Origin of the sequence: Rhodococcus sp. PAE-6, from assembly GCF_025290685.1 — a bacterium.
Classification (GTDB): Bacteria; Actinomycetota; Actinomycetes; order Mycobacteriales; family Mycobacteriaceae; genus Rhodococcus; species Rhodococcus pyridinivorans.
This window is the reverse complement of the sequence record NZ_JAOCLZ010000004.1, coordinates 214,686-241,428: the sequence shown is the minus strand read 5'-3', so window position 1 is coordinate 241,428 and position 26,743 is coordinate 214,686. Positions and strand designations below refer to the sequence as shown.

At 67.6% G+C, this 26,743-nt stretch carries 23 protein-coding genes and 1 tRNA gene; 10 read left to right on the top strand and 14 right to left on the bottom strand.

The window, feature by feature from the left end; genetic code table 11:
- Positions 1–42: 42 nt before the first annotated feature.
- From pknB to NVV99_RS11760, 7 genes are all read right to left on the bottom strand, one after another.
- Positions 43–1,947, bottom strand: a complete 1,905-nt coding sequence (pknB, locus tag NVV99_RS11790; protein ID WP_006550941.1) for a Stk1 family PASTA domain-containing Ser/Thr kinase — start codon at positions 1,945–1,947, stop codon at positions 43–45.
- On the bottom strand, positions 1,944–3,509 hold the full coding sequence (locus tag NVV99_RS11785) for a serine/threonine-protein kinase (protein WP_024102565.1): 1,566 nt from the start codon (positions 3,507–3,509) through the stop codon (positions 1,944–1,946). The genes pknB and NVV99_RS11785 overlap by 4 nt, the downstream gene beginning before the upstream one ends.
- 1 nt (position 3,510) lies before the next feature.
- On the bottom strand, positions 3,511–4,995 hold the full coding sequence (locus tag NVV99_RS11780; protein WP_006550943.1) for a penicillin-binding protein 2: 1,485 nt from the start codon (positions 4,993–4,995) through the stop codon (positions 3,511–3,513).
- Positions 4,992–6,440, bottom strand: coding sequence for an FtsW/RodA/SpoVE family cell cycle protein (locus NVV99_RS11775; protein ID WP_024102566.1), 1,449 nt, complete (start codon positions 6,438–6,440; stop codon positions 4,992–4,994). The genes NVV99_RS11780 and NVV99_RS11775 overlap by 4 nt, the downstream gene beginning before the upstream one ends.
- Positions 6,440–7,969: a PP2C family serine/threonine-protein phosphatase gene (locus NVV99_RS11770; RefSeq protein WP_024102567.1), complete on the bottom strand. Its 1,530-nt coding sequence runs from the start codon at positions 7,967–7,969 to the stop codon at positions 6,440–6,442. The genes NVV99_RS11775 and NVV99_RS11770 overlap by 1 nt, the downstream gene beginning before the upstream one ends.
- Positions 7,966–8,427, bottom strand: a complete 462-nt coding sequence (locus NVV99_RS11765) for an FHA domain-containing protein (protein ID WP_006550946.1) — start codon at positions 8,425–8,427, stop codon at positions 7,966–7,968. The genes NVV99_RS11770 and NVV99_RS11765 overlap by 4 nt, the downstream gene beginning before the upstream one ends.
- Before the next feature lie 154 nt (positions 8,428–8,581).
- Positions 8,582–9,910 carry a DUF3662 and FHA domain-containing protein gene (locus tag NVV99_RS11760; protein WP_024102568.1) on the bottom strand — a complete coding sequence of 443 codons (1,329 nt, stop codon included), beginning with the start codon at positions 9,908–9,910 and terminating at the stop codon, positions 8,582–8,584.
- Positions 9,911–10,112: 202 nt separating this feature from the next.
- Between NVV99_RS11760 and NVV99_RS11755 the strand changes: the two genes are divergently transcribed.
- A tRNA-Leu gene (locus NVV99_RS11755) sits at positions 10,113–10,195 on the top strand.
- A 130-nt stretch (positions 10,196–10,325) separates the two neighbouring features.
- Positions 10,326–11,030, top strand: coding sequence for a methyltransferase domain-containing protein (locus NVV99_RS11750; protein WP_024102569.1), 705 nt, complete (start codon positions 10,326–10,328; stop codon positions 11,028–11,030).
- Between the two features lie 42 nt (positions 11,031–11,072).
- Here the strand turns inward: NVV99_RS11750 and NVV99_RS11745 are convergent, their stop codons facing one another.
- The gene (locus NVV99_RS11745) at positions 11,073–11,681 is read right to left on the bottom strand and encodes a pentapeptide repeat-containing protein (protein ID WP_041803503.1); all 609 of its coding nucleotides are present in this window, start codon (positions 11,679–11,681) and stop codon (positions 11,073–11,075) included.
- 550 nt (positions 11,682–12,231) lie between these two features.
- Between NVV99_RS11745 and NVV99_RS11740 the strand changes: the two genes are divergently transcribed.
- The 8 genes from NVV99_RS11740 to NVV99_RS11705 all read left to right on the top strand — a co-directional run bounded on the left by NVV99_RS11740 (position 12,232) and on the right by NVV99_RS11705 (position 19,642).
- Positions 12,232–13,491 (top strand): MFS transporter, encoded by a 1,260-nt coding sequence (locus tag NVV99_RS11740; protein ID WP_024102571.1) that lies wholly within the window; start codon positions 12,232–12,234, stop codon positions 13,489–13,491.
- An 81-nt stretch (positions 13,492–13,572) separates the two neighbouring features.
- The gene (locus tag NVV99_RS11735; protein WP_024102572.1) at positions 13,573–14,214 is read left to right on the top strand and encodes a dihydrofolate reductase family protein; all 642 of its coding nucleotides are present in this window, start codon (positions 13,573–13,575) and stop codon (positions 14,212–14,214) included.
- Between the two features lie 46 nt (positions 14,215–14,260).
- Positions 14,261–14,467, top strand: coding sequence for a hypothetical protein (locus NVV99_RS11730; protein ID WP_006553307.1), 207 nt, complete (start codon positions 14,261–14,263; stop codon positions 14,465–14,467).
- A 267-nt stretch (positions 14,468–14,734) separates the two neighbouring features.
- Positions 14,735–15,082, top strand: a complete 348-nt coding sequence (locus tag NVV99_RS11725) for a metal-sensitive transcriptional regulator (RefSeq protein ID WP_024102573.1) — start codon at positions 14,735–14,737, stop codon at positions 15,080–15,082.
- Between the two features lie 40 nt (positions 15,083–15,122).
- Positions 15,123–15,329: a heavy-metal-associated domain-containing protein gene (locus NVV99_RS11720; RefSeq protein ID WP_019290442.1), complete on the top strand. Its 207-nt coding sequence runs from the start codon at positions 15,123–15,125 to the stop codon at positions 15,327–15,329.
- Entirely contained in the window at positions 15,326–16,288 is a 963-nt protein-coding gene (locus NVV99_RS11715; RefSeq protein ID WP_024102574.1) for a hypothetical protein, read from the top strand. Before NVV99_RS11720 ends, NVV99_RS11715 begins: the two co-directional genes overlap by 4 nt.
- Positions 16,289–16,314: 26 nt before the next feature.
- A complete protein-coding gene (locus NVV99_RS11710; protein WP_024102575.1) occupies positions 16,315–18,597 on the top strand; it encodes a cation-translocating P-type ATPase in 2,283 nt (760 codons plus the stop codon).
- Positions 18,598–18,643: 46 nt separating this feature from the next.
- Complete coding sequence (locus tag NVV99_RS11705) at positions 18,644–19,642, top strand: MDR family oxidoreductase (RefSeq protein ID WP_024102576.1); 999 nt, start codon at positions 18,644–18,646, stop codon at positions 19,640–19,642.
- A gap of 74 nt (positions 19,643–19,716) precedes the next feature.
- On the opposite strand, the gene NVV99_RS11700 is transcribed toward NVV99_RS11705, so the two are convergent.
- The 6 genes from NVV99_RS11700 to NVV99_RS11675 form a co-directional block, all read right to left on the bottom strand.
- Positions 19,717–21,330 (bottom strand): catalase, encoded by a 1,614-nt coding sequence (locus NVV99_RS11700; protein ID WP_019290438.1) that lies wholly within the window; start codon positions 21,328–21,330, stop codon positions 19,717–19,719.
- Between the two features lie 212 nt (positions 21,331–21,542).
- A complete protein-coding gene (locus NVV99_RS11695) occupies positions 21,543–22,802 on the bottom strand; it encodes a glycosyltransferase 87 family protein (protein WP_041803504.1) in 1,260 nt (419 codons plus the stop codon).
- 67 nt (positions 22,803–22,869) lie between these two features.
- A complete protein-coding gene (locus NVV99_RS11690) occupies positions 22,870–23,586 on the bottom strand; it encodes an SOS response-associated peptidase (RefSeq protein WP_019290436.1) in 717 nt (238 codons plus the stop codon).
- Between the two features lie 123 nt (positions 23,587–23,709).
- The gene (locus NVV99_RS11685) at positions 23,710–24,432 is read right to left on the bottom strand and encodes an ABC transporter ATP-binding protein (RefSeq protein ID WP_019290435.1); all 723 of its coding nucleotides are present in this window, start codon (positions 24,430–24,432) and stop codon (positions 23,710–23,712) included.
- The gene (locus tag NVV99_RS11680; RefSeq protein ID WP_024102578.1) at positions 24,408–25,295 is read right to left on the bottom strand and encodes an ABC transporter permease; all 888 of its coding nucleotides are present in this window, start codon (positions 25,293–25,295) and stop codon (positions 24,408–24,410) included. Before NVV99_RS11680 ends, NVV99_RS11685 begins: the two co-directional genes overlap by 25 nt.
- 25 nt (positions 25,296–25,320) lie before the next feature.
- On the bottom strand, positions 25,321–26,724 hold the full coding sequence (locus NVV99_RS11675; protein ID WP_024102579.1) for an LLM class flavin-dependent oxidoreductase: 1,404 nt from the start codon (positions 26,722–26,724) through the stop codon (positions 25,321–25,323).
- Positions 26,725–26,743: the final 19 nt, after the last annotated feature.

Sequence of the window (26,743 nt, the reverse complement as noted above, 5' to 3'; positions counted from 1 at the left end):
CGCCGGTCCTTCGAGGATCGGCGCCTTTCGTCGAAAGCTCGTTCAGCGGATGCCGAGCACACCGACGCCCACGGTGAGGGGCTGGTTTTTCGAGATCTCCGAACCCGGCGGCTGGGCCTGCGTGATCACGGTGCCGACGAGATCGACATCGAGTGTCGCCTCACGCGTCTGCTGGAGCTGAGAGGCGTTGCCCGTCCAGCCGGCGCCGCGCAGAGCGGCGAGTGCATCCGACACCGACCGGTTGGTGACGACGGGCATCTCGATGCGGTCGCCGTTGGACACCCGCACCGTCACCGTCGACCCCTGTTCGGTGGAGGCGCCACCGGCCGGACTCGTCGACACGACGGTGCCCTCGGTCTCGCTGGAGTCGATGTTCTCGACGACGACCTCGAAACCGGCACCCTCGATGTTGTCGCTCGCCACCTCGACGGTCTGGCCCACGACGTTGGGGACGCGCACCAGTTCGGGGCCGGATCCCAAAGTGATGGTGATGGGGCTGTCGCGGTCGACGCTGGCTCCCGCACCGGGGCTCTGGTCGACGACGAGGTCCTCGTCGTCGGCATTCGACGGAGCACGTCCGACGTTCGGGTCGAGCCGGAGACCGGCGGCGGACAGCTCCTGGGCTGCGCGTTCCTGCGTCATGCCTTCGAGCCGCGGGATCTGCACCTGTTCCGGTCCTGTCGAGACCTCGAGGGTGACGGTCGAACCCTCCTCGGCCTGGCTCCCGGGCACGGGACGGGTGTTGATGACGTTGCCGTTCGCGACGACCGGATCGCTCTTCTGCTGGATCGAGACCCGGAAGCCGGCGTTCTGCAGCTGGCTCTCGGCGAGCTCGGCGGAGACGTTGCGGACGTCGGGCACCGTGACCTGGGCGGCCGTCGAACCGGGTCCGAGCGACCACAGGAAGACGCCGACGATACCGACCACGGCGAGCGCAGCGATGCCGAGCAGCACCTTTTTGAGAACTGAGCCGCCGCCGGAATCCTCGGCGGGTGCCCCGGCGGCACCGGCGGCCGCGACGCGGCCGTGCCGCCCCGTGTTGTTGTCGACGGAGTCGATCAGCGTCGTGCGGTCCTCGTCGGTCATCACCATCGGCGCACTCGGACGCTGCCCGCTCAGCACGCGGATCAGGTCGCTGCGCATCTCCGCAGCCGACTGGTAGCGGTTCGCGGGGTTCTTCGCCATCGCCTTGAGGATCACCGAGTCGAGCTCGGGCGGCACCGACGAATTCACCGATGACGGCAGCGGCGGATCCTCCCGCACGTGCTGGTAGGCCACCGCGACGGGCGAGTCGCCTTTGAAGGGGGGCTCGCCGGTAAGGATCTCGAACAGGACGCAGCCCACCGAGTACACGTCGGACCGGGCGTCGACCTGTTCACCGCGCGCCTGCTCCGGGGAGAGGTACTGTGCGGTGCCGATCACCGCGGCGGTCTGCGTCATCGGGCTCGCGGCGTCGGAGATGGCCCGGGCGATGCCGAAGTCCATGACCTTCACCGCGCCGGCCTTGTTGATCATGACGTTGGCCGGCTTCACGTCGCGGTGCACGATCATGTTGCGGTGGCTGAAGTCCAGGGCCGCGCACACGTCGGCGATGATCTCCATCGCCCGCTTGGGGGTCATCGGCCCGTCGGCGCGCACGATGTCGCGCAGCGTGTCGCCCTCGACGTACTCCATGACGATGTACGGGAGCGGCCCGGCCTCGGTCTCGGCCTCACCGGTGTCGTAGACGGCGACGATCGCCGGATGGTTCAGCGCAGCGGCATTCTGCGCTTCGCGCCGAAAGCGCAGGTAGAACGTGGGGTCGCGTGCGAGGTCGGCGCGCAACACCTTGATGGCCACATCCCGGCCGAGCCGCAGATCCCGCGCGAGGTGCACCTCGGACATACCGCCGAAGCCGAGGATCTCACCCAGCTCGTAGCGGGAGGAGAGCTTGCGGGGTGTGGTCATGACGTTCCTTGGTTGTTCGTACCGTTGCTGGTTTCGGATGAATTGTCGTCCCCTCCACCGGCGGCCTCGGGGTCGGTCTCGTCGTCGCCGTTACCCTCCGCGCCGCCCGTGCCGCCGTCGCCGCCACCCGTGTCCTCCGCTGTGGTGGTGGTCGTCGTCGTGGTCGGGGCGGTCGTGGTGGTGGGCGGTTGCGTCGTGGTCGGCTCGGTCGTCGGCTCCACCGTGGTCGTCGGCGGCTGCGTCGTCGTCGTGGTCGGAGGAGGCGTGAAGGTCTCCGTCTCGACGGGCGGCGGCAGCGGCACGAACGTCGTCGTGGTGGTCAGCGGCGGACGGGTCGTCGTGGTGGTCGCGCGGGTCGTGGTGAGTTGCGTCGTCGGAGACGGAGCGCGCGGGGTCTCCTCGTCGTCGCCACCCAACAGTACGATTCCCAGCGTCACGAGGGCGAGCACCACTGCCGCACCTGCGGCCCAGGCCAGCGCTGTGGGACTCGGGGACCGTCGTCCGTCATCGTCGGCGGGCACTCCCGTAGTCGGCGGACCTGCCACCGGCGGACGGCCGGCGGTCGGCGGCTGAGCCGAGCGGGGAACCGACGAATAGGCCGTCTGGTCGTACTGCGTCGGGTGCAGGGCACGGGTCGAAGAAGTGTGGGCCGTCGTCCCGGGCACGCCGGGCGGAAGCACGCGGTTGGCGCTGGTCACCGGCGGCACGTTGCCGGGCGGGGGCACGGGCCGTCCGGACCGCACCGCAGCGACGGCGTTGGCGAATTCGCCACCGTTCGAATAGCGGTAGGCCGGGTCCTTCGACATCGCGATCTCGATGAGTTCGCGCACCTCGGGCGGAAGATCCGTCGGCAGCGGCGCCGGGGTCTCCTGGACATGCTTCATCGCGACGGTCACGACGCTGTCGCCGAGGAACGGACGGCGTCCCGACAGCACCTCGTAGCCGACGACGGCCAGCGAGTACACATCGCTCGCGGACGTCGCCTCCTGACCCAGTGCCTGCTCGGGAGCGATGTACTGTGCGGTGCCCATCACCATGCCGGTGCGGGTGACCGGGGAGGCGTCGACTGCCTTCGCGATACCGAAGTCGGTGATCTTCACCTGGCCCGTCGGGGTGATGAGGATGTTGCCGGGCTTGACGTCGCGGTGCACCACGCCGGCGTTGTGGGCCGCCTGCAGGGCGCGTCCGGTCTGCTCGAGCATGTCGAGCGCGTGCGGCAGCGACAGGCGTCCGAGCCGCGACAGGACGGCGTTGAGCGGTTCGCCGTGTACGAGTTCCATCACGAGATAGGCGATGGACTGGCCCTCGGCGTCGGTGGTCTCGCCGTAGTCGAACACCCCGGCGATGCCGGGATGGTTGAGCTGGGCGGTGGTGCGGGCCTCGAAACGGAACCGGGCGAGGAAGTCCTCGTCGCCGGACAACTCGGCCTTGAGGACCTTCACCGCGACCCGCCGGTCGAGTCGGGTGTCGAGTCCTTCCCACACCTGACCCATTCCGCCGGTCGCGATGAGTCGCTGGAGACGGTAACGGTCGGCGATCATGGCGCCGCTGCTCAGAGCCATGTCAGCCTCCCTGTAATCCGGCCGAGATGACGGCCCGTCCGATCGGGGCGGCCACCGAACCGCCGGTCGCGGCGAGTGCTCGGTCGCCGCCGTCCTCCACGATCACCGCGACGGCGATGCGGGGTTGTTGTGCAGGTGCGAATGCGATGTACCAGGTGTGCGGCGGGGTGTTCCGCGGATCGTTGCCGTGTTCCGCGGTGCCCGTCTTCGACGCGATCTGCACACCCTGGATGGCACCGCCACCGCCGGCGTTGTTCTCGGCACCGATCATCAGGTCGGTGAGGGTCGCCGAGACCTCCGGCGAGATCGCCTGGCCCAGCGATTCGGGCTTGGTCTCCTCGAGCACCGTCAGGTCGGGCCCCTGCCGACGGTCGACGAGATACGGCTTCATGCGCACCCCGCCGTTGGCGATGGTCGCGGCGATCGACGCGTTCTGCAACGGAGTGAGGGCCACATCCCGCTGGCCGATGCTCGACTGGCCGAGTGCCGCGCCGTCCGGGATGGGGCCGACGGTGCTCGCCGCGACGGGCAGCGGGACGTCGAGGGTCTCGCCGATGCCGAGCTTCTCCGCCTGCGAGACCAGGGCCTCGCGTCCGTCGTCGATGCCCATCTCGACGAAGGCCGTGTTGCACGACCGCGCGAACGCCTCCCGCAGCGTCACCGTCGATGCGTCGCCGCACGCGGCCCCGCCGTAGTTCTCGAGGGTCGTCGCGGTGTCGGGCAGGGTGATCTGCGGCGCTGCGGTGAACTGCGTGTCGGGGGTGACGCCGTTCTCGAGCGCGGCCGCCGTCACGACGACCTTGAAGGTCGAGCCCGGAGGGTAGGTCTGGGAGATCGCGCGGTTGAGCATCGGCTTCTCGGGATCGGCGTTGAGCTCGTCCCAGGCCTGCGAGGTCGCGGCGCCGTCGTGTCCCGACAACCGGTTGGGGTCGTAACTCGGCGTGCTCACCATCCCGAGGATCCTGCCGGTGCTCGGTTCGATCGCGACCACCGAGCCCGTGTAACCCTTCGAGGTCAGCTCGTCGTAGGCCACCTGCTGAACGACCGGATCGATCGTGGACACGACGTTTCCGCCGCGTGGGTTGCGGCCCGACACCAGGTCGAACAGTCGACGTCCGAACAGCAGGTTGTCGGAACCGTTGAGCAGCGAATCCTCGGACCGTTCGAGTCCGGTGCTGCCGTATTGCATCGAGTAGAAGCCGGTCACCGGCGCGTAGGCCAGCGGGCTCATCGGCTGGGTCGGCGGCGCCGGGTATTCGCGCAGGTACTTGTAGCGGCTGTCGGTGGGCACCGACACCGCGAGAGCCTGACCGGCCGCGACGATCTGTCCGCGCTGACGGGAGTACTCGTCGATCAGCACACGCGAGTTGCGCGGATCGGTACGGAGATCGTCGGCCTTGATGACCTGCACGTAGGTGGCGTTTGCGAGCAGCGCGACGACCATGAACATCACGGCCATCGCGACCTTGCGGAGCGGACCGTTCATTCGCGCCCCATCATTTCCGTCTTGGCCTCGGCGATCGGCGTGGGCGCCTTCTTACGGGGGATCGCGGGTTGGCGGGCAGCGTGCGAGATCTTCATCAACAGAGCCAGGAGCAGATAGTTTGCGAGCAGCGACGAACCACCGTAGGACACGAACGGTGTGGTCAGGCCGGTCAGGGGGATCAACTTCGTGACACCGCCGACCACCACGAACAGCTGGACGGCGAGGGTGAACGACAGGCCGGCGGCGAGCAGCTTGCCGAAGCTGTCGCGTACCGCCAGCGCCGTGCGCATGCCGCGGACGACGAGGATCAGGAACAACAGCAGGATGGCAGCCAGGCCGATCAGGCCGAGTTCCTCACCGATCGCGGCGACGATGAAGTCGGTCTTCGCGAACGGCACCTGCCCCGGCCGTCCGCTGCCCAGGCCGGTGCCGGCGACCCCGCCGGTCGCGAGACCGAACAGCGACTGGGAGATCTGGTAGCCGGTGTTGTTGTAGTCGGCGAGCGGATCGAGCCAGGTCTCCACGCGCACCCGCACGTGACCGAACATCTGGTACGCCGCGTAGAAGCCGACGGCGAGCAACGAGAATCCGATGATCAGCCAGCCGACACGTTCGGTCGCGATGTAGAGCATCACCAGCACGGTGGTGAACAGCAGCAGCGACGTGCCGAGGTCCTTCTCGAAGACCATCACACCGATCGAGATGATCCAGGCCGCCAGGATCGGGCCGAGATCGCGGGCGCGGGGGAAGTCCATTCCCAGGAAGTGCTTGCCTGCGGTGGTGAACAGGTCGCGCTTCGCCACGAGGACCGATGCGAAGAAGATGATCAGCAGGATCTTCGCGAACTCGCCGGGCTGGATGCTGAAACCGGGCAGCCGGATCCAGATCTTGGCGCCGTTGACCTCGGAGAATTTGCTCGGCAGCAGGGCCGGGATCGCGAGTGCGATCAGGCCGATGAGACCGAGCGTGTAGCTGAACCGCGCGAGCAGACGGTAGTCGTGCAGGAACACGAGCACGACGATGAACAGCGCGATGCCGAGCGCCGTCCACAGCACCTGCTGCGTCGCATCGGGCGACGGCGGCGGCAGGCCCATGTAACGGGCGTTCTCCTGATCGGACAGGTCGAGCCGGTGGATGAGCACGAGTCCGAGACCGTTGAGCAGCGCGACGATCGGCAACAGCAGGGGATCGGCGTACTTCGCGAAGCGCCGGACCGCGAGGTGCGCGGCGAGGAACAGCGCAGCGAAGGTCACCCCGTACTTGAGCAGGTCGAGGGTCAGCGCCTGCTCCATCGAGACCTCGACGAGCATGAGCGACACCGTCGTGACACCGATGGCCGCGACGATCAGGGCCAGTTCGGTGTTGCGCCGGGTCGACTGGACGGGCGCCGGGGCGAAACCTCCCGGAGGGCTCGGGAAGTCCCCCACACCATGGGACACCGACATCAGGCGCCCACCCTGCAGTTCTGACCGGGGATCTGGGGCGCGGGCTCGGGAGCCGGCTCCGTGTTCGGAGCGGGTTCGCCGGGAGTCGGCTCGCCGGGAAGCAGTTCGCCGGGCTGGGAGGCCGGTGCCGGTTGGCCCGGCTGCGGCTCACCGGACGCCGGCGGCTGCACCGTGGGTGTCTCGGTGGGCGGGGTGCCGTTCGGTCCGGGAGCCGGCGCCGGCTCGCCCGGCCCGGGGGCCGGTGCGGGAGTGGGCTCGGGTTCCTCCGGGGTGCACACCGGCAGCAGGTCCAGTTCGGCGAGCCGCTGCATCTGCTCGCGGGTGTCGTCGAGCGACCCCGACGGAAGACCGGCACGGACCTGTTCGCGGGCGGCAGGCCACAGATCGTCGACGAGCATCACCCGGCACGACGCGCTGGCGGGGTCGACGAGCGTGAGGTCGCCCTCGTCGGTGATGCACCCGACGCGCGCGGCCTCCTGCAGCGAGTAGCCGAAGACGTCGCCGGGGATGCCGCGCAGCACGGTCACGCGACCGTCGTCGGCGCTGACGTAGTAGTTGTTGCGGATCAGCTGGCGGCCGACGAACAGACCACCGACCAGCACCGCGATGATCACGACGGCGGCGACCGGCCACCACAGGCGGCTGCGCTTCTTCTTCGGCGCCGGCTCCGGGGTCTTGTTGATGACCCGCTTCGGGGTGGCGCGCGGTGGCCGCATCGCGGCGGCGCGACCCGCTGCGGTGTTCGGCGGGGGAGTGTCCTCGTCGTCGTCCGCGGATGCCGCTCCGGCGACGATGGGATGCGACTGGCCGTAGTCGAGATCGATCACGTCGGCGACGACCACGGTGACGTTGTCGGGGCCGCCGCTGCGCAGCGCCAGCTCGATGAGCCGGTCGGCGCACTCGTCGTGCGTGCCCTGCCGCATGGTGTCGGCGATCGTCTCGTCGCTGACGACGTCGGACAGACCGTCGGAGCACACGAGGTAGCGGTCGCCGGCGCGGGCCTCGCGCACGGTGAGGGTCGGTTCGACCTCGCTGCCCGTCAGGGCGCGCATGATCAACGACCGCTGCGGGTGCGTGTGCGCCTGCTCGGGGGTGATGCGGCCCTCGTCCACGAGCGACTGCACGAAGGTGTCGTCGCGGGTGATCTGGGTGAGCTGGTCGTCGCGCAGCAGATAGGCGCGGGAATCGCCGATGTGGGCGAGTCCGAGTTTGCTGCCTGCGAACAGGATGGCCGTGAGCGTCGTGCCCATGCCGTCGAGCTCGGGTTCTTCCTCGACCTGGTCGGCGATGGAGGCGTTGCCTTCGCGGACGGCCGCGGCGAGCTTACCGAGGAGGTCGCCGCCCGGCTCGTCGTCGTCGAGGTGGGCGAGCGCCGCGATCATCAGCTGTGAGGCGACCTCACCGGCCGCGTGGCCGCCCATGCCGTCGGCGAGGGCGAGCAGGCGGGCACCGGCGTAGACGGAGTCCTCGTTGTTGGAGCGCACGAGGCCGCGATCGCTGCGGGCGGCATATCGGAGTACGAGGGTCACGGGCGGAGCTCGATCACGGTCTTGCCCACCCGGACCGGGGTTCCGAGCGGGACACGGACAGCGGTGGTGACCTTCGCGCGGTCGAGATACGTGCCGTTCGTCGACCCCAGGTCTTCGACGTACCAGTCGGAACCTCGTGGCGACAGGCGTGCGTGGCGCGTGGATGCGTAGTCGTCGGTCAGCACGAGTGTGGAGTCGTCGGCACGGCCGATGAGAACCGGCTGGGTGCCGAGCGTGATCCTCGTGCCGGCCAGCGCGCCCTGCGTGACCACCAGGTACTTGGCGGTCTTGTTACGGCTCAGCGTCGGCAGCACCGACTGCTTGGGCGAGTAACGCGGGAGCGGTCGCGCGGCACCGGCGTAGATGTCGGACCGGAGCGTGCGCAACACCGCCCATACGAACAACCACAGCAGGAGGAGGAATCCCGCTCGGGTCAGCTGCAGAATCAGCCCCTGCACGGTGCATCCTCCTTCGGGGTAGTCGACCGGTCGTATTCCAGGTCGTGCGGTCACTCACAATACGGACACCGGACGACTCCATGCAGCGTCCGACGCGCTGTCACACGCGTCGGACGGTATGAACGGGTCCGGTAGGTCCTTCGATACCGGCTGATCAGAGGATGCGCACGAGGATTTCGGAGTGCCCGGCGCGAATCACGTCACCATCGGCGAGCTGCCAGTCCTGCACCGAAGCGCCGTTGACCGTCGTTCCGTTCGTCGACCCGAGATCGGAGAGCATCGCGACCTGGCCGTCCCAGCGGATGTCGATGTGGCGACGCGAGACTCCGGTGTCGGGCAAGCGGAACTGTGCGTCCTGACCGCGGCCGATGATGTTGCTGCCCTCGCGGAGCTGGTAGTAGCGGCCGCTGCCGTCCTCGAGCTGGAGCGTCGCGGTCAGCACCCGACCGGCGGCCGGGGACTGGTAGCCGGCCTGCTGGTAACCCTGGTCGTAGCCGGGAGCCGCGGCGGCGTAGCCCTGGTCGTAACCGCCCTGCTGCTGGTCGTAACCCGGCTGTGCGTAGCTCTGCTGGCCGTAGGCCTGCTGGTCGTAGCCGCCCTGCTGGTAGCCCTGGTCCTGGTAGGCCTGGTCGTAACCGGGCTGTGCGTAACCCTGCTGGCCGTACGCCTGCTGGTCGTACCCGCCCTGCTGCGGGTAGTCCTGGCCGTACGCCTGCGGTTGGGCGCCTCGAGCGCCGTAGGCCTGCTGGTCGTAGCCACCCTGCTGGTCGTAGCCACCCTGGTCGTAGCCGCCCTGCTGGTAGTCCTGCTCGCTGTATGCCTGGCCGTACGCCTGCTGGTCGTAACCGCCCTGCTGGTCGTAACCGCCCTGCTGGTCGTAACCGCCGGGAGCCTGGTCGTAGCCGGCGTTGCCGTAGCCCTGGTTGTAGCGCTGCTCCTGGCCGACGTGCGCGTGACCGTTGCGTGCGTACTGCGGTTCCGCCTCGGCGGGGTCACGGCTGGGGTCGTAGCCGGGGTTCTGCGTCATTGGGCCAGCTCCTGGTTCAGAGGTCACGGGTGGGCGGTTCTGCGGGTTCCGCGGTGACGGAGCACGCGTCGCTGAGCGCCCCGCATCGGGATCTACCGAGCCGCGAGTCCGGAACTGCCCGGTGTGCAGTGCCGACGACGACTCGAAGACGACTTGGATCTCACCGTATGTCTGCCATCCCTGTTCTCGGATGAAGTCCTCAAGGTGACGGGAGAATGCCTTCACAGTCAAGTCCCGATCCGCTGCGAGGGCGTCGTGATCGGTTTCGCTGATCGTGATGACGTAGTGATTGGGGGCGAGCATGTGGCCCCGATCGAGCTGTCGGACGCCGTCCGTTGCCTCCTGCTGCAGCGCCGCCTCGACTTCCTGGGGCACGACGCCGCCGCCGAACACGCGGGCGAAAGCGTCGCCGATCGCGGCCTGGAGTTTGCGCTCGAAGCGCTGGGCGATGCCCATGGCGACCCCCTTTCCGTACTCAGCGTGTCGCAATGCAGATCTCGTCACTGCATGGTATCCACTTTTCCCCGGATTCGACCCTGCGGTATGCGGCACGTCTCGCCCGGATGTGCTCGGCGATCGAGCCGGAAGTGTTCGCGGCCCTCTGACCAGGCGAATAGTTGTTCGGCTCCGGTGTGTGTTACTGTTTTCGGCGTTGCTCGGGCGAGTGGCGGAATGGCAGACGCGCTGGCTTCAGGTGCCAGTGTCCTTCGGGACGTGGGGGTTCAAGTCCCCCTTCGCCCACAGTGTGCAGTTCCACGAACTGCGACGGACGAGGTCACGAACTCTTCGGAGATCGTGACCTCGTTTTCGTTTGTCCGGCCCCGATCCGATGCCCTTTTCGGCCGTGCTTTACTGGGGCGGTGATGGCCCGGTGACTCCCAACACGGCAGATATCGGCGCGATCCTCATCAGCTCGCGCTCCCTGGACGAGTACCGGTCGATGTTCGACCTCTCCGACGACGATCTGTCGCGGAGGATCCTGGACTGCCCGGCCGGCGCGGCGGGCTTCACCGCCGTGGTGAACCGCCTCGGTGGTGACGTGACGGCCTGCGACACGGCCTACTCCGACTCCGACGCTGAGCACCTCACCGTCGTTGCCGCTGCTGAGGCCGAGCGCGGGAACCGGTACATCCGGGACCACGCCGAGAACTACGACTGGACGTTCTTCGCCGACCCCGACGAACACGCACGGGTGCGGCGGCAGGCGGTCCGGGATTTCGCCGAGGACATCCGTCGGCATCCGCACCGATATGTCGCCGGGTGGTTGCCCTCCCTGCCGTTCCCCGATGCGGCATTCGATCTCGTGCTCAGTTCGCACCTGCTGTTCAGCTACGCCGACCGACTCGACCGCACCTTCCACCTCGACGCGATCCGGGAACTGATGCGTGTCGCCCGGGACGAACTGCGCATCTTCCCGCTCGTGGAGTCCGGAACCTCGGTCCTCTGGCCCTACCTGGACGAACTGCTCGACGACCTCCGGGAACACGGTATCGACGGTGAGGTCGTGGAGGTCGACTACCGATTCCAGAAGGGCGCCCACCACATGCTGGTGTGCCGCCGCATCGGGTTTCCCTGAGCGAAAGGAAGGGCGCGGGGTGGCCGCGCCCTTCCCGATCGGCTACTCGCTCGACCAACTCCGCGGTACCGGCACGCCCGTGGGTACTCCCGTCCGTCGATTGCCGTGCGCGGCGGCGAGTTGCGGGCCGGTGAGATACAGCGCGAGGGACAGATCGGCGTCCTCCACCCGCGCGCCGCGGAGATCCGCGCCGAGCAGGTCCGCTCCCGCGAGGTCGCATCCTCGGAGGTCGGCGCCGATGAGCAGTGCGTTCCGCAGGTCGGCGCCGCACAACCGGTGGCCACGCAGATCGGTGCCCGCGAGGTCGGCGCCCGGGACGAGATCGGGATCCATCCCCTCGTCGTCCGCGAAGTACGAAGCGCGCACCTCCGCACTGACCTCCAGCAGGACCGGTCGAACGGATGCGCGTATCCCGCCGATCTCGAGGGACTCGAGTTCGTCCACGCTCCTTCGGGTTAGGGAGGCAAGGGATTCGACGAGCTCCCGCGCGTCGTCGGCGATATCCGGATCGTAGGTACGTTGCTGGGCTTCGAGCAGGTGCCACATCATCTCGTGCAGTTCTTTCACAACGGCGAATGCCGAGAACATCCGGTCGCGGGTCTCGGGTCGGTCCCGCCAACTCACGCCGGCGAACAGCTGCTGGGAGACCACCTGTCCCGCACCGAAACAGTCGAAGACCGTGCAACCGCGGAAGCCGCGGGATGACAGCGTCTCATGGATGGTGCACGAGAAGGGCGCATCGAGATGCCGGCACGGCGACCCGGCAGGCTTGTCCTCGGCGAAGTCCGAAGATCTCGTGAATCCGAAAGCCGTGCAACACAGTGCGAAGCAGCGGCTGCAGTCGCCCCGAAGATCGGATCGGTGAACGGTCGGTGATGGGGACGAGTGAAGTGATGGGGTGAGCATGTGAACTCCGAGAGTCGATTCCGATGCATGACGGGATCGGGGAACCCTGGCGCGGGTTCCCTCTCGGGGCACACGGAATCACCGCCGCCTGCAGGCGCGGTTCGCGGATGGCGCGGGACATCTGTCTCACGGATACACGGTGCTGATCACTGGACACGAAAATACCAGCAGGCACGCGCGGTGTCAGCGGGCCGGACGGCTGTCGTCGAACCTGGGAAGACCCCGCGTTCATTCGCATGACTCTCCCCGTTTCGGGCTTGACCTTGACACTGATGTCAACGTTCAGCATGGTGCCATGACCGATACCGACGCACGTGAACCGACGGGAATTCCCACGGCGACGACGATGTCGAACGCTTCTTCGACCGATCACACACTTCCCCGGGCCGCGCTGATCGCCCTGTCCTTCTCGACCTTCGCGACGGTGACCGTGGAGATGCTCCCGTCCGGCCTCCTACCGCAGATCGGAGGCGGCCTGGGCGTGGAACCTGCCGTGGTGGGAGGCCTGGTCACCGCGTGGGCGCTCACGATCGCCGTGACGAGCATGCCGCTCGTCCGGGTCGCGCGGAACGTCCGCCGCACTCGGCTGCTCCCGGCCGCGCTCGCGGTGGTGGCTGCCGCGGTGCTGGCGACGTCGCTCGCTCCGACCTTCGAGATCGCCCTCGCCGGCCGGATCGTCTCCGCGGCCGCACACGGCGTGTTCTGGGCAGTGATCGTCGTGTACGTCTCCGAGATCGTGGCACCCGACCGAATCGGGAGGGCCTTGGCGATCGTGCTCGCAGGTCCGGCGGTCGCGGGACTGGTGGGTCTTCCGATCGGGGCGGCACTGGTCGACGTCGTGGGCTGGCGCGGTGTCTTCGGAGGGGCGTCGGCGATTCTGGCGGTCACCGCGATCGCCCTCGCACTGATCCTCACCGACCCCGGGAGGACCACCGGAGGCGGAAGTTCCGGGGTGGACGAGCGCGCCTCGGGCTCCGGATGGAACCGCAGTGCGATCGCGTCGACGGGCACGGCTCTGGCAGGAACACTCGTGCTCCTGGGACATTTCGTGGTGTTCACCTACATCTCGATGATCGTCACCGACGCGGCCCGGTTCGGATCCGGATCTCTGGCGATTCTCCTGGCGGTGTTCGGAGCGGCCGGCGCTGTCGGTGTCACGGCCTCCGGATGGTTGTCGGACCGTTGGCCGAGAGCAACCGTCCCCGCCACGGTCCTCGCCCTGCTCACGGCCTTCGTCATCGTGACCGTCGCGCCGACGGTGCCGGTGTTGTTCGTGATCGCGATCGTGTTATGGGGACTCGTCTCCGGGGTGTTCCCGCCTGCGATGCAGGTCCGGGTCCTCCGACTCGCATCCGCGCGATTCCGCACGACCGCCGGTGGGGTTGTGGTTGCGACCTTCAATCTCGGAGTGGCCGCCGGTGCCGCTCTCGGGGGCGTGGTCGTCGGTTCCGGTGTCGACCGTCTGGCCCCGGTGGCCCTGGTCGTCACCACCGTCGGTGCAGTCGCTCTCGCGCTCCTCGCCCGGGTGGGAACGGCGCCGGTTCCGTCTCCGTGATCCGGGCAGCGTCCGATGACTTCGCGTAGTTCACGGGGTCTTCCTCTTCGTACCGATCGATCGGGATGTGAGGAGAAGAGAGTGAGCCAGTTGTTGCGAGTACAGAACTTTTCGGTGTCGAGCGACGGCATCGGCGCGAGAGAGGACCAGAGCTTCGAGAGTCCCTTCGGCCTGGATCCGGGTCCGATGTTCGAGTGGGCCGGCGCCACGGCGAGTTGGCACCTGCGCACCGAACCCGGCGGGAGCCGGGGGCTCGACGACTACTTCATCCGGGACTTCTCCTGCAATATCGGTGCGGAGATCATGGGACGCAACAAGTTCGGTCCTCAGCGGGGTTCGTGGCAGGACCACGAATGGCAGGGTTGGTGGGGTGACGAGCCGCCGTTCCATACCCCCGTGTTCGTTCTGACCCACCACGAACGTCCGTCCTTCACGCTCTCCGACACCACCTTCCATTTCGTGAACGGTGAACCGGCCGCGGTGCTCGAACAGGCTCGCGCCGCCGCGGAGGGCAAGGACGTCCGACTCGGAGGTGGCGTCTCCACCATCCGTGAGTTCCTCGAGGCCGATCTGGTCGACACCATGCACGTCGTGGTGGCGCCGGTGCGGTACGGCACCGGTCTGAAGCTCTGGGACTCCCCGGACGAACTACGGGACCGTTTCCACCTCGAGGTCGCGCCCAGCGCGAGCGGGGTGGTGCATCACCTGTTCTGGAGGAAGTGAACGCCTGCGACCGGCGCATAATGGGGGATGGGGGTAGGAGGTCGTCATGCGTGCTCTGAGTGGCCTACTGGATGTCGTGCTCGGACTTCTCACCGCCCTGCTCGGCACCGTTCTGGGGATCGTCGCCGCCGTGGTGATGCTCCTGGGTGCGGTGTTGTGCGTGACGATCCTGCTGATCCCACTGGGCATCCCCGTCATCCGGCTCTCCCGCCGGCTGTTCACCCTCGCCGGGAAGATGATGCACGTGCCGTGACGTCCCGCGACGAATCGACGAGGCGCTCGACCGCCTCGTGAGGCGCTCGACCCCCTCGTGAGGCGCTCGGGCGTCTCGTCCACCGGCCTGCGGAACCTCTTCGGATCGGCCCCGCATTCTCGAGGAATGCGGGGCCGACTCTTGTGTCCATCGCGGTGTCATGCGCCTCTACCTGCGCAAATAGTCTGAGCATCCGGTCGGTTGCCGTATATACCCTAGGGGGGTATGGTATCCGGCAGGACGACCGACGCGACAAGGACGACTCCGATGCCGAATACCCCGAGCGAGACGGTGCACACCGATGCCGTCGCCCACGACGACGCACATCAGCACAGCTACATCGCCAACAACACCAAGGCCGACTACCTCAAGCGACTGCGTCGCATCGAGGGGCAGGCCCGCGGCCTGCAGCGGATGGTCGAGGAAGAGAAGTACTGCATCGACATCCTCACGCAGATCGCGGCGATGAAGAAGGCTCTCGAGGCCGTCGCGCTCGGTCTGCTCGACGAGCACATGGCGCACTGCGTGGCCGGTGCCGTGCGCGCCGGCGGCGACGAGGCCGATCTCAAGTTGAAGGAAGCCAGCGACGCCATCGCGCGACTCGTCCGTTCCTGATCGTCCAGACCCGTTCACGACCCGTATCCGAGGAGTTCCCATGAGCCAGACCAGCACCTACACCGTCACCGGCATGACCTGCCAGCACTGCGTCGCGTCGGTCACCGAAGAGGTCCAGGAGATCCCGGGCGTCGAGAACGTCGCGGTCGATCTGGCCACCGGTGCCGTCACCGTCACGAGCGCCGAGTCCCTCGACGATGCCGCCGTCGCGGCCGCCGTCGAGGAGGCCGGCTACAGCCTCGCATGAACACCCCGGCCAAGCTCACCGGCTTCGTCACCGCCGTAGCCGCTGTCTTCGGTATCGCGTTGCTCGTCGGCGCGGCCGTCGGCCCGGTGGAAGAGCAGACCGAGGATCCTGCCGCGAGCGCCCACGACGCCGGTCACGGTAATGGCACCGTCACCGGCAGCGCCGCCGAAACACCTGCTGTGGAGGAGATCCCGGGAGGTCTGATGACGTACCGGAACGGTTATGCCCTCGCACTCGCCGAGACCGACCTCGAGTCGGGCGAGGACAGGAACCTGACATTCGCGATCAACGGTCCCGGCGGCGCGCCGGTGACCGACTTCGACGTCACCCACGACAAAGAGCTGCACCTGATCGCCGTGCGCCGCGACTTCACCGGATTCCAGCACGTCCATCCCGTGCTCGACGAGAACACCGGCATCTGGTCCGTCGACGTCGACCTCACGCCCGGCACGTGGCGGGTCTTCACCGACTTCACACCCACCGGGGGAGAGCCGCTCACGTTGGGCACCGACCTCGCGGTGGCAGGCGAATTCGTTCCTGCCGCACCGCAGGCCGACAACCGCACCGCAACCGTCGACGACTACGAGGTCACCCTCGACGGCGACCTGTCGTCGGGCAGCGACGCGATGCTCACCCTCACGGTGAGCAAGGACGGACGGCCGCTCACCGACCTGCAGCCCTATCTCGGTGCCTACGGACACCTGGTGGCACTGCGCGGCGGCGACCTCGCCTATCTGCACGTCCATCCGGACGGGACACCCGGCGACGGCACCACACGACCTGGTCCCGAGGTCGTCTTCCACACCTCCGTCCCGAGTGTCGGCACCTATCACCTCTATCTCGACTTCCAGCACGACGGAGTGGTTCGCACCGCGGCCTTCACCCTCACCGCCGGAGGCACCGGCGAGGTGCAGCCGGGGTCCGGCGCACACGGTGACCACAGCCATTCCGGCCGCTGACGGCCCATTCTTCCGAGGAGACGCACATGACCACGCAGAGTCAGCCGGTCGCCGCCGAATCGATCGAGCTCGCCATCACCGGCATGACCTGCGCATCCTGCGCCAATCGCATCGAGCGCAAGCTCAACAAGCTCGACGGCGTCACCGCGACCGTCAACTACGCCACGGAGAAGGCGAAGGTCAGCTACCCCGACGACGTGACACCCGAGGATCTCGTCACGGTCGTCGAACAGGCCGGCTACGGCGCCGCACTGCCGCCGCCGTCCGCGCAGGCGACCGGCCGGACCGGTGACGTGCCCGAATCCGATCCCGTTGCGCCGCTTCGTCACAGGCTCGTCGTTTCGGCGATCCTGACGGTGCCGGTGATCGCGATGGCGATGATCCCGGCCCTGCAGTTCACCAACTGGCAGTGGCTTTCGCTCACCCTCGCCGCACCGGTGGTGGTGTGGGGTGCCTGGCCCTTCCACCGGGCGGCGTGGATCAACCTGCGTCATGGCACGTCCACCATGGACACGCTCGTGTCGCTGGGAACCCTTGCCGCCCTAGGGTGGTCGGTCTACGCCCTGTTCTGGGGAACGGCGGGTGAACCGGGGATGGTCCACCCGTTCGAGTTCACCATCGCGCGGGGCGACGGCAGCGGCAACATCTATCTCGAGGCCGCGGCCGGTGTCACGACGTTCATCCTCGCCGGGCGCTACTTCGAGCAACGGTCGAAGCGACGTGCCGGCGCCGCCCTGCGTGCCCTGCTCGAACTCGGAGCCAAGGACGTCGCGGTCCTCGGACCGGACGGGACCACCGAGACCCGAATTCCGTTGGAGCAGTTGGCGGTCGGAGATCTGTTCGTCGTGCGCCCGGGCGAGAAGATCGCCACCGACGGTGTGATCGAACGGGGCACGTCGGCGGTCGACGCGTCGATGCTGACCGGTGAATCGGTTCCCGTCGAGGTCGGTGTGGGCGACAGTGTCGTCGGCGGAACGGTCGACGTCGGTGGACGACTTGTGGTGCGCGCGACCCGCGTGGGCTCCGACACCCAGCTCGCGCAGATGGCGAAGCTGGTGGAGGACGCCCAGAACGGCAAGGCCCAGGTGCAGCGTCTGGCCGACCGGATCTCCGGCATCTTCGTGCCGATCGTCCTGCTGATCGCGGCCGGCACCCTCGGTTTCTGGCTCGGCACCGGCAACGGGCCCGCGGCGGCCTTCACCGCGGCGGTCGCCGTGCTGATCATCGCCTGCCCCTGCGCCCTCGGCCTGGCCACCCCGACCGCGCTGATGGTCGGTACCGGTCGCGGCGCTCAGCTCGGCATCCTCATCAAGGGCCCCGAGGTCCTCGAATCGACCCGCTCGGTCGACACCGTGGTCCTCGACAAGACCGGCACGGTCACCACCGGCCGGATGACCCTGCGCGAGGTCGTCGCCGACGACGGTGAGAACGCCGACGAGGTGCTGCGGTACGCCGGGGCACTCGAGTCGGCGTCGGAACACCCGATCGCACGTGCCGTCAGCGATGCTGCTGCGGACAGGTTCGGCGGCCTGCACCAGGTCGAGGACTTCACGAACGTCGAGGGTCTCGGTGTCCAGGGAGTGCTCGTCGAGGGCGACATCAGCCGCGCGGTGCTGGTGGGACGCCCGAAGCTGCTGGCCGACTGGTCGCAGCACCTCTCCGAGAAGCTGCAGCAGGCGTTCGAGCAGGCCCAGAAGTCCGGTGGCACGGCCATCGCCGTCGGCTGGAACGGAAAGGCCCGCGGCATCGTCGTCGTGGCGGACGCAGTCAAGCCGACCTCCGCGAAGGCCGTCGCCGAACTGCGGGAACTCGGCCTGCGTCCGATCCTGCTCACCGGCGACAACGCCGCCGTCGCGCACACCGTGGCGGCCGAGGTCGGCATCGACGAGGCCGACGTGATCGCCGACGTGCTGCCCACCGACAAGGTCGACGTGGTCGAGCGACTCCAGCGCGAAGGCGCGGTGGTCGCGATGGTCGGCGACGGTGTCAACGACGCCGCGGCGCTCGCCCGCGCCGACCTGGGCCTGGCGATGGGCACGGGCACCGACGTCGCGATCGAGGCGAGCGACCTGACGTTGGTCCGCGGCGACCTCATGGTCGCGGTCGACGCCATCCGGTTGTCGCGCCGGACGCTGACGACGATCAAGGGCAACCTGTTCTGGGCGTTCGCATACAACGTCGCGGCACTGCCGCTGGCGGCCGCGGGCCTGCTGAACCCGATGCTCGCCGGTGCCGCGATGGCGTTCTCGTCGGTCTTCGTGGTCTCCAACAGCCTGCGACTGCGACGGTTCCGCGCACACGCGGCCTGACCGCTTTCGGCTGCAGGGAGGAGGACGGCCTGTCAGGATCGGATCCATGACACAGCAGTCCTCCTTCCGTGCCCTGGTCGTCGACGACACCGACGACGGCCAGGTGGCACAGTTCCGCGAACTGACCGACACCGACCTTCCCGACCACGACGTCCTCGTCGAGGTCGAGTACTCCTCGCTGAACTACAAGGATGGTCTCGTGATCGCGGGACCGCAGAAGATGGCGCGACGCACCCCGCTGGTCGCCGGAGCCGATCTCGCCGGGACCGTCCTCGAGAGCAGCAATCCCGACTGGAAGCCGGGCGACCGCGTCGTCGTCAACGGCTGGGGTCTGTCCGAGACCCAGTCTGGCGGGTACACCCGGCGCCAGCGTGTGAAGCCCGAATGGCTCGTGCGCATCCCCGACGCCTTCTCCACCCGCGACGCCATGGCCATCGGCACCGCCGGCTACACGTCCGCCCTGTGCCTCGACGCGCTCGAGCGGTACGGGATCGCATCGGACGCTGAACTGCTCGTCACCGGCGCGGCCGGTGGCGTCGGGTCGATCGCCGTCGCCCTCGCCGCTGCCGCGGGACACACGGTCGTCGCCGCGACCGGCCGTCCCGAGACCCACGACTTCCTGAGCGAACTCGGTGCGTCGTCGTTCGTCGACCGCGCCGAACTGCAGGGCAAGGGCCGGCCCCTGGGCAAGGAACGCTGGGATGCCGCGGTGGACGCGGTGGGCGGTTCGACGCTCGTGAACGTGCTGTCGCAGATCCGCTACGGCGGTGCCGTCGCCGCGTGCGGTCTCACGGAGTCGCCGTCGATGCCCGATGCCACGGTGATGCCGCACATCCTGCGCGGCGTCGCCTTGCTGGGCGTCGACTCGGTGATGGCGCCGGCTCCGCTGCGCCGGTCGGCATGGGATCGTCTCGCCCGCGATCTGCCTGCGAGCACCCTGGATTCGCTGTCGCGGGTCGAACCGCTCTCGGACGTCCCGCGACTAGCCGAGGAGATCCTCGCGGGCAAGGTGCGCGGCCGGGTGGTCGTCGACGTCACCGCCTGAGAACGGTTCCGGAGAACGACCGGTGGGCAGCCACTTCGACAAGTGACTGCCCACCGGGCCGAGACGGACAGACGCTACGAGGACGCGTGGACCTCGCGCTCGTTGGGCACGCAATGCGTCATCTGTAATCCGGTCACATCACGGGGACCGTTCTTGCCGAGATTCGCTGCGCGTTGCAGTTCGTCCTCGTCGAGGGTCTGGCTCTGCAACGGAGGTAGATCCCGTACGTCGTCGGCACTGATACCGAGTCCGTCGCCGACGCGTTGTCCGAGCTCGTCGTCGCACATGAAGAAGTGCCACACCATCCGCTCCTGCACGTCGCGGACGGCCTGCCCGATACCGTCGACGAGGTTCTTCACCAGGTCGTCCTTCTCCCACTGCTCCATGAGCTGGTAGCGCTGACCGGCCTGCTCGTAGTCGTTGGTACGCGGAATACGTTTGCGCGTGAGACGACCCCGGATCTCCGGCCCCTGATCGTCGTGGGTCGGGAACTCGGCCTCGCGCAGACCGCCGGTGATGGACGGTTCGTAGTTCACGTGCGGGTTGTCGCCGACATCGTCGACGCCGTATGCCATCGGTCCGCCCTGCTGATTGGTGGCCACGTGGGCGTTCTTCGCCGAGTTGACCGGAAGTTGCAGGTAATTGGGACCCACCCGGTAACGCTGCGTGTCGGAATAGGAGAACGTGCGTCCTACGAGCATCTTGTCGTCGGAAAAGTCGAGTCCGTCGACGAGGACGCCGGTGCCGAAGGAGATCTGTTCGTTCTCGAGGAAGTGGTTCTCGACGTTGCGGTCGATCACCATCCTGCCGACCGGCATGGCGGGGAATTCGTTCTCCGGCCAGACCTTCGTGTCGTCCAGGGGGTCGAAGTTCAACTCCGGATGGTCGTCGTCGCTCATCATCTGTACGCGCAGTTCCCATTCGGGATGGTCACCGCGCTCGATGGCCTCGTACATGTCCTTGCTGGCATGCCCGAGATCGTGCGCCTGAATGGCCGCCGCGTCGTCCTCGGTCAGGCTCTTGACACCGATCTTCGGAATCCAATGGTATTTCACGAGGTGTGTCACGCCCTCGGCGTTGACCCACTTGTAGGTGTTGACCCCGAAGCCCTGCTGAGTCCGGTAGTTGGCCGGAATGCCCCGGGGACTGAACAGATTCACCAGCATGTGCATTGCTTCGGGGGTCTGCGACATGAAGTCGAAGATGCGTGCGGGTTCCTGCCGGAAAGTGACGGGGTCGGGCTTCAGCGAATGGATGACGTCGGGGAACTTGATCGCGTCGCGAATGAAGAAGACCGCGAGGTTGTTTCCGACAAGATCCCAGTTACCGTCCTCGGTGTAGAACTTGACCGCGAAACCTCGCGGATCGCGGGCGGTTTCCGACGAGTCGCGTCCACCGATGACCGTGGAGAGCCGGATGGCGACGTCGGTCCGCTTCCCCGGCTCGGCGAAGAGTTTCGCGCGCGTGTAGTTCGTGATGGGTTCATCGCCCCATTTCCCGGTGGCTTCGAAATATCCGTAGGCGACGAAACCGCGCGCGTGCACCACTCTTTCCGGAATGCGTTCTCGATCGAAATGGCTGATCTTTTCGAGGAACTGATAGTTCTCCAGCGTCGCGGGTCCGCGTGGGCCCACCGTCCTCTGATTCTGGTTGTCGTATACGGGATGGCCCTGGCGGTTCGTCAACACACGTCGGTCGTCTCTCCGGGCCGGGCCCTGCGACGAAACATCGGTCACGGTGTTCTCCCCTCGGATGCAGTTGATGGGCTTTCTCGTAATCGAGTTGTCGACCGTCCTGTGCGGCGGCGACATCCTCTCACTATTACGTTCTTTCCGGGTTCTCGTCGGCCTTTCGCGAACAACAACCCGGATGCCCGACAACCGGCGCACCGTCTACGCGATCAACTCGCGGTCTCCGCGTTCGGCAGTTGTTTCGGCGAGGCGGAGTCCGGATCGGTCCGCCGACCGAAGGCGAGCCAGAGCAGGAATCCGAATCCGGCCGTGACGTAGAGCGTGCCGAGCAGGTGCTGCCATGCGGCCCAACCGAGTTCGAGATCGCCCCCCGTGGGGAACAGGTGGTGCGGGCCGATCAGGAAAACGAGCGCGACGCCGACGGCGATCGCGGTGAGCCTCTGCGCATCGGTTGCGCGCCACGCCGCTAGTGCGAGGGCCAGCAGTGCCGGCGCGACCCACACCCAGTGGTGCGACCACGACACCGGCGACGCCAGCAGCACGGCCGTCGCGTTCGCGAACAGGGCGAGCACGAGATCGCCCTGCTCGAGGGCACGGCGGATGGCCACCACCGCGACCAGCAGCATCACCGCGACGGCCAGCAGCCACAGCACGGAAGCCATGAGTTCGGGCGGCCCGAAGCGGGAGATCACGGCCTTGAAGGACTGGTTGGTGGCGAAGTACGCCGCGCCGATCCGGCCGGTGTCCGGCAGGGTGTCCAGCCAGTACTTCGCGGAGGTCGCGGGCATCACGGCGAATGCGAGGGCGGTGAACCCGAAGGTCGACGCGATGATGGTGGCACTGGTCCGCCGGTCGCGCCGCAGCAGGAACAGCAGCAGGAACGCGATGGGCGTGAGCTTGACGGCGGCGGCCAGTCCGATCAGCATTCCGCGCGGCCACTTCGGGGTCTTCACCAGGACGTCGAGGGCGACGAGCGCCATCAGGACGAGGTTGATCTGCCCGAACGAGATCGTCTCACGCACGGGTTCGAGCAACAGTGCTCCGGCGACCGCGACCGCGGTGACGATCCACGCCGTCCGCGCCTCGAAGTCCGGACGGAGCCGGTCCAGCACGACCCGTAGGGTGACGACGAGCGCGGCGACCGAGACGAGGGTGAAGACGATCTTGCCGAACGTCACGGGGATCAGCGCCAGGGGAGCGAAGAGCATCGCCGACAGCGGCGGGTAGGTGAACGGCAACGCGAAGTCATCGGTCACCGGAGGCATCTGTCCGTAGATGTCGGCGCCGTCGAGCAGGACCCGCGCGCCCATCCGGTAGACCAGGAAGTCGATGAGTTCGCTTCTGACGAGGATCGCGATGAGCACACCCGCGGAGACGAGCGACGCGATCACCGCGACGGCGGTACCGCGAGATCCGGTGAGGAACGGAGGCGTCGTCGAACCGGTCGGAGTCAGCCGTGATTGTCGCACCCGGCAACTTTAGTCAATTCCGATATTCGTTCCGGTCCGACGTGGGGAACGCCATACGGCCGAAATATCACGAATCGACAGGACGCAGCAGGTCGGGGTTGTTGTTCCGCGGCGAATTGACCGCTGTGCTCACCTCGTACGGTTCGAGGGTCGGTTCGGGAATCGAATTCAGCAGGGCGTCGACGTCGTCGCGGTTCTTCAGGTCGGGATCGAGCCACGGATCGACGAAGGTATCGGGCAGGATCACCGGCGACCGTTCGTGGATGTGCCCGGCGGCGTCGGTCGCCGGACGGGTCAGCACGGTGCACGTCCACAACCAGCGGTCGGGATGGTCCTCCGGCAGCTCCGGGTCCGGCCACAGCTCGTAGAGCCCGGCCATCGAGATCGGCCCGTCCGCGTGCAGGAAGAACGGGATCTTCTTCCCGTCCTCACCCTTCATCCACTCGTAGTATCCGTCGGCCGGCAGCACGCACCGCCGCTTCGCCGCGGCCGCCTTGAAGGCCGGCTTCTGGGTGATGGTCTCGGACCGGGCGTTGATCATCCGCGACCCGATCTTCGGGTCCTTCGCCCAGAACGGCACGAGCCCCCACTTGATCTGCGAGGACACGATGCGGATCGGCTCGGCATCCGGGTCCTCGCGTGGCGCCCGCTCGAGCACGACGTTCACGCGCTGGGTGGGGGCGATGTTGTACGACGGGGGCAGTTCCTCACCCACTGCCTCGACGGCGTCGTAGGCCGCGAGCAGATCCCCACGGGTACTGGTGCTGGCATAGCGTCCACACACGATGCATCTCCCGTCGGCGACTTCGGAGCGACGATTCGATTCTCTCTCATCGATCGCTCCGGAGCGGATCGCTCGGACGGAGACGGAGCGGGGGGTCGCTCCATCGGAGACAGCGTGGATCGCTCAGACGGCGACCTCGACCCCCAGTGCCTCGAGCAGGGTGCGGCGGTACTCCGCGATCTCGACGACGTGATCGGCTCGCGGATGCGGCAGGTCGATGGTCAGTTCGACGGCGAACGAGCCGTGGTCGAGCACGAGCACGCGGTCGGCGAGAGCGATAGCCTCGTCCACGTCGTGGGTGACGAGCAGGACCGCGGGCCGGTGCTTGGCGCACAGTTCCTGCAGCAGTCCGTGCATCCTGATCTTCGTCAGTGCGTCGAGGGCACCGAACGGTTCGTCGGCGAGCAACAGTTCGGGTTCGCGCACGAGCGACCGCGCCAGCGACACCCGCTGCTGTTCACCCCCGGACAGCTCGGTGGGCCAGGCCTTCTCGCGTCCGGCGAGCCCGACCTCCGCCAGGGCCGTGCGGCCGCGCTCGGCGGCGTCGTCGCCGTCGAGGCCGAGGATCACGTTGTCGAGCACCCGCGCCCAGGGCAGCAGTCGCGAGTCCTGGAAGACCACCGCCCGCTTCTGCGGCACCTCGAGGGTGCCAGAACCGGGCACGCCGTGGTCGAGTTCGGCCAGGGCACGCAACAGGGTGCTCTTGCCCGAGCCGCTGCGGCCGAGCAGTGCCACGAACTCGCCGGGGGCGATCTCGAGGTCGATGTTGTTCAGCACCGCACGTCCGTCGAAGCCGCGGCTCAGTCCCCGGGTGCGTACGGTCAGTTGCCGATCGTCCTGCGCCATGCCAGCGCCTTCCTCTCTGCCGCACGGACCAGCAGGTCGCTGCCGAATCCGAGGATCGCGTAGACCACCAGTCCGACGATGATGATCTCGGTCATGCCGTAATTGCGGGCCTGGTACATCAGGTAGCCGATACCGCTCGAAGCGTTGACCTGCTCGACGACCACCAGGGCCAGCCACGAGATGGTCACCGCCAGGCGCAGGCCGGTGAAGAAACCGGGCAGCGCCCCCGGCAGGGCGATGCGCCGGACGAACTGGGCGCGGGACAGATCCAGCGTCTCGGCCAGTTCGACGTAGCGGGCGTCGATGCCGCGCAGCGCCGAGTAGGTGTTGATGTAGACGGGGACGAAGACCGACAGGGCGATGAGCAGGATCTTCATCTCCTCGCCGATGCCGAACCACAGGATCGCCAGCGGCATCAACGCCAGGGTGGGGATGGAGCGCTTGATCTGCACCGGTCCGTCGATCAGCGCCTCACCGATGCGCGACAGGCCGGCGGCCAGTGCGAGCACCAGTCCGAGGACGACGCCGATGACCCCGCCGATCAGGGCGCGCTGGACGGAGGTCCACAGGTTCGACTGCAGTCGCCCGTCGCCGATCAGTTCCCATGCGGTGGTGACGACCGTCCACGGCGCCGAGAGGGTCTTCGGATCGAGTACCCCGGTGGCCGAGGTGACGATCCATGCCACCAGCAACAGCGCCGGGCCGATCGCCAGGCCGAACTTGATCGGCTTGCCGGGAGCGAGGCGGCTGCGGGTCGTGCGCGGCGACAGGTCGGCCGTCGCGCCGGAGTCGGGCTTCTGGTCGGTGTCGGCGTCACCGGCCAGGCCACTGCCGAAACGCCGGGGTTCGACGGAGACGCTCATGGCTCCAGTCCTTTCGTCGGTTCGATCAGACGCCGGACAGTGCGAAGTCGCCGGTGGCGCCGCCCGGTGCGAAATCACCGGTGGCACCGGACAGGGCGAGTTCGTGTGCGTACTGGCTCTCCGGACGCGGCAAGCCGTAGTGGTCGCGCAGGGTGGTGCCGGTGTACTCGGTCCGGAACAGGCTGCGCTCCTGCAGGATCGGCACCACCTGGGAAGCGAACGCCTCAAGGCCCTGCGGGTTCTGCGGCGGCATGATGTTGAAGCCGTCGGCGGCGCCGTTGGTGAACCACTCCTCGATGATGTCGGCGATCTGCACCGGCGTGCCCGCGACGACGTTGTGGCCGCGTGCGCCGGCGAGCTTGTGCAGCAGCTGACGCAGGGTCGGCTGTTCGCGCTCGACGATCTTCGCGAAGACCAGGCGGCGGCTGTTGTTGTTGTCGGTGATGTCGCCTGCGCCGGCGAACAATTCGACCGGCACCTTCTCGTCCAACTCGAGCCGGGACACGTCGATGCGGCCCATCTTCTGGAGCTGCCCGAGACCGTATTCGACGATGGTGAGTTCGTTGAACTCGCGATGCAGTTCCTTCGCTTCGGCCTCGGTTGCGCCGATGAACGGGCTCAGGCCGGGAAGGATCTTCACGTGATCGGGGTTGCGTCCGAATGCTGCTGCGCGGGTCTTGATGTCGGTGTAGAAGGCCTGGGCGTCCTCGATGCGCTGGTGCGCGGTGAAGATCGCCTCGGCGTAGGTCGACGCGAAATCGCGGCCGTCGTTGGAGGATCCGGCCTGCACGAGCACCGGGCGCCCTTGCGGCGAGCGGGCCGAACCGAACGGGCCGCGCACCTTGACGTAGTCCCCCTCGACGTCGATGCGGTGGATCTTGTCCGGGTCGGCGTAGACGCCGGCGGTCTTGTCGAGGACGAGTGCGTCGTCCTCCCACGAATCCCACAGCTTGATCGCGACGTCGACGAATTCGCGTGCCCGGGCGTATCGTTCGTGCACGTCGGGGTGTTCGGTGTACCCGAAGTTCGCTGCCGCTGCGTCGGTCGCGGTGGTGACGATGTTCCAGGCGGCGCGGCCACCGGAGATGTGATCGAGCGAGGAGAACAACCGGGCGAGGTTGTAGGGCTCGTAGTAGGTGGTCGACGCCGTGGCGATCAGCCCGAGATGCGTGGTGACCGTGGCCATCGCGACCAGCGTGGTGATCGGTTCGAGGCCGTAGTCCGGACGGTATTTCACCTCGGTGCGCAGAGCCGGACCGTCGGCGAAGAACACCGCGTCGAGTTTCGCGCTCTCCGCGAGGCGGGCGAGTTCCTGGAAGTAGGTGACGTCGTAGAGACGCTCGGGCACGCTGCCGGAATGGCGCCACGAGGCCTCGTGGTGGCCGGTCGGGTAGATGAAGGCGTTGAGGTTGAGTTGGCGGTTCGTCATGTCGGATTCCCCTCGGAAG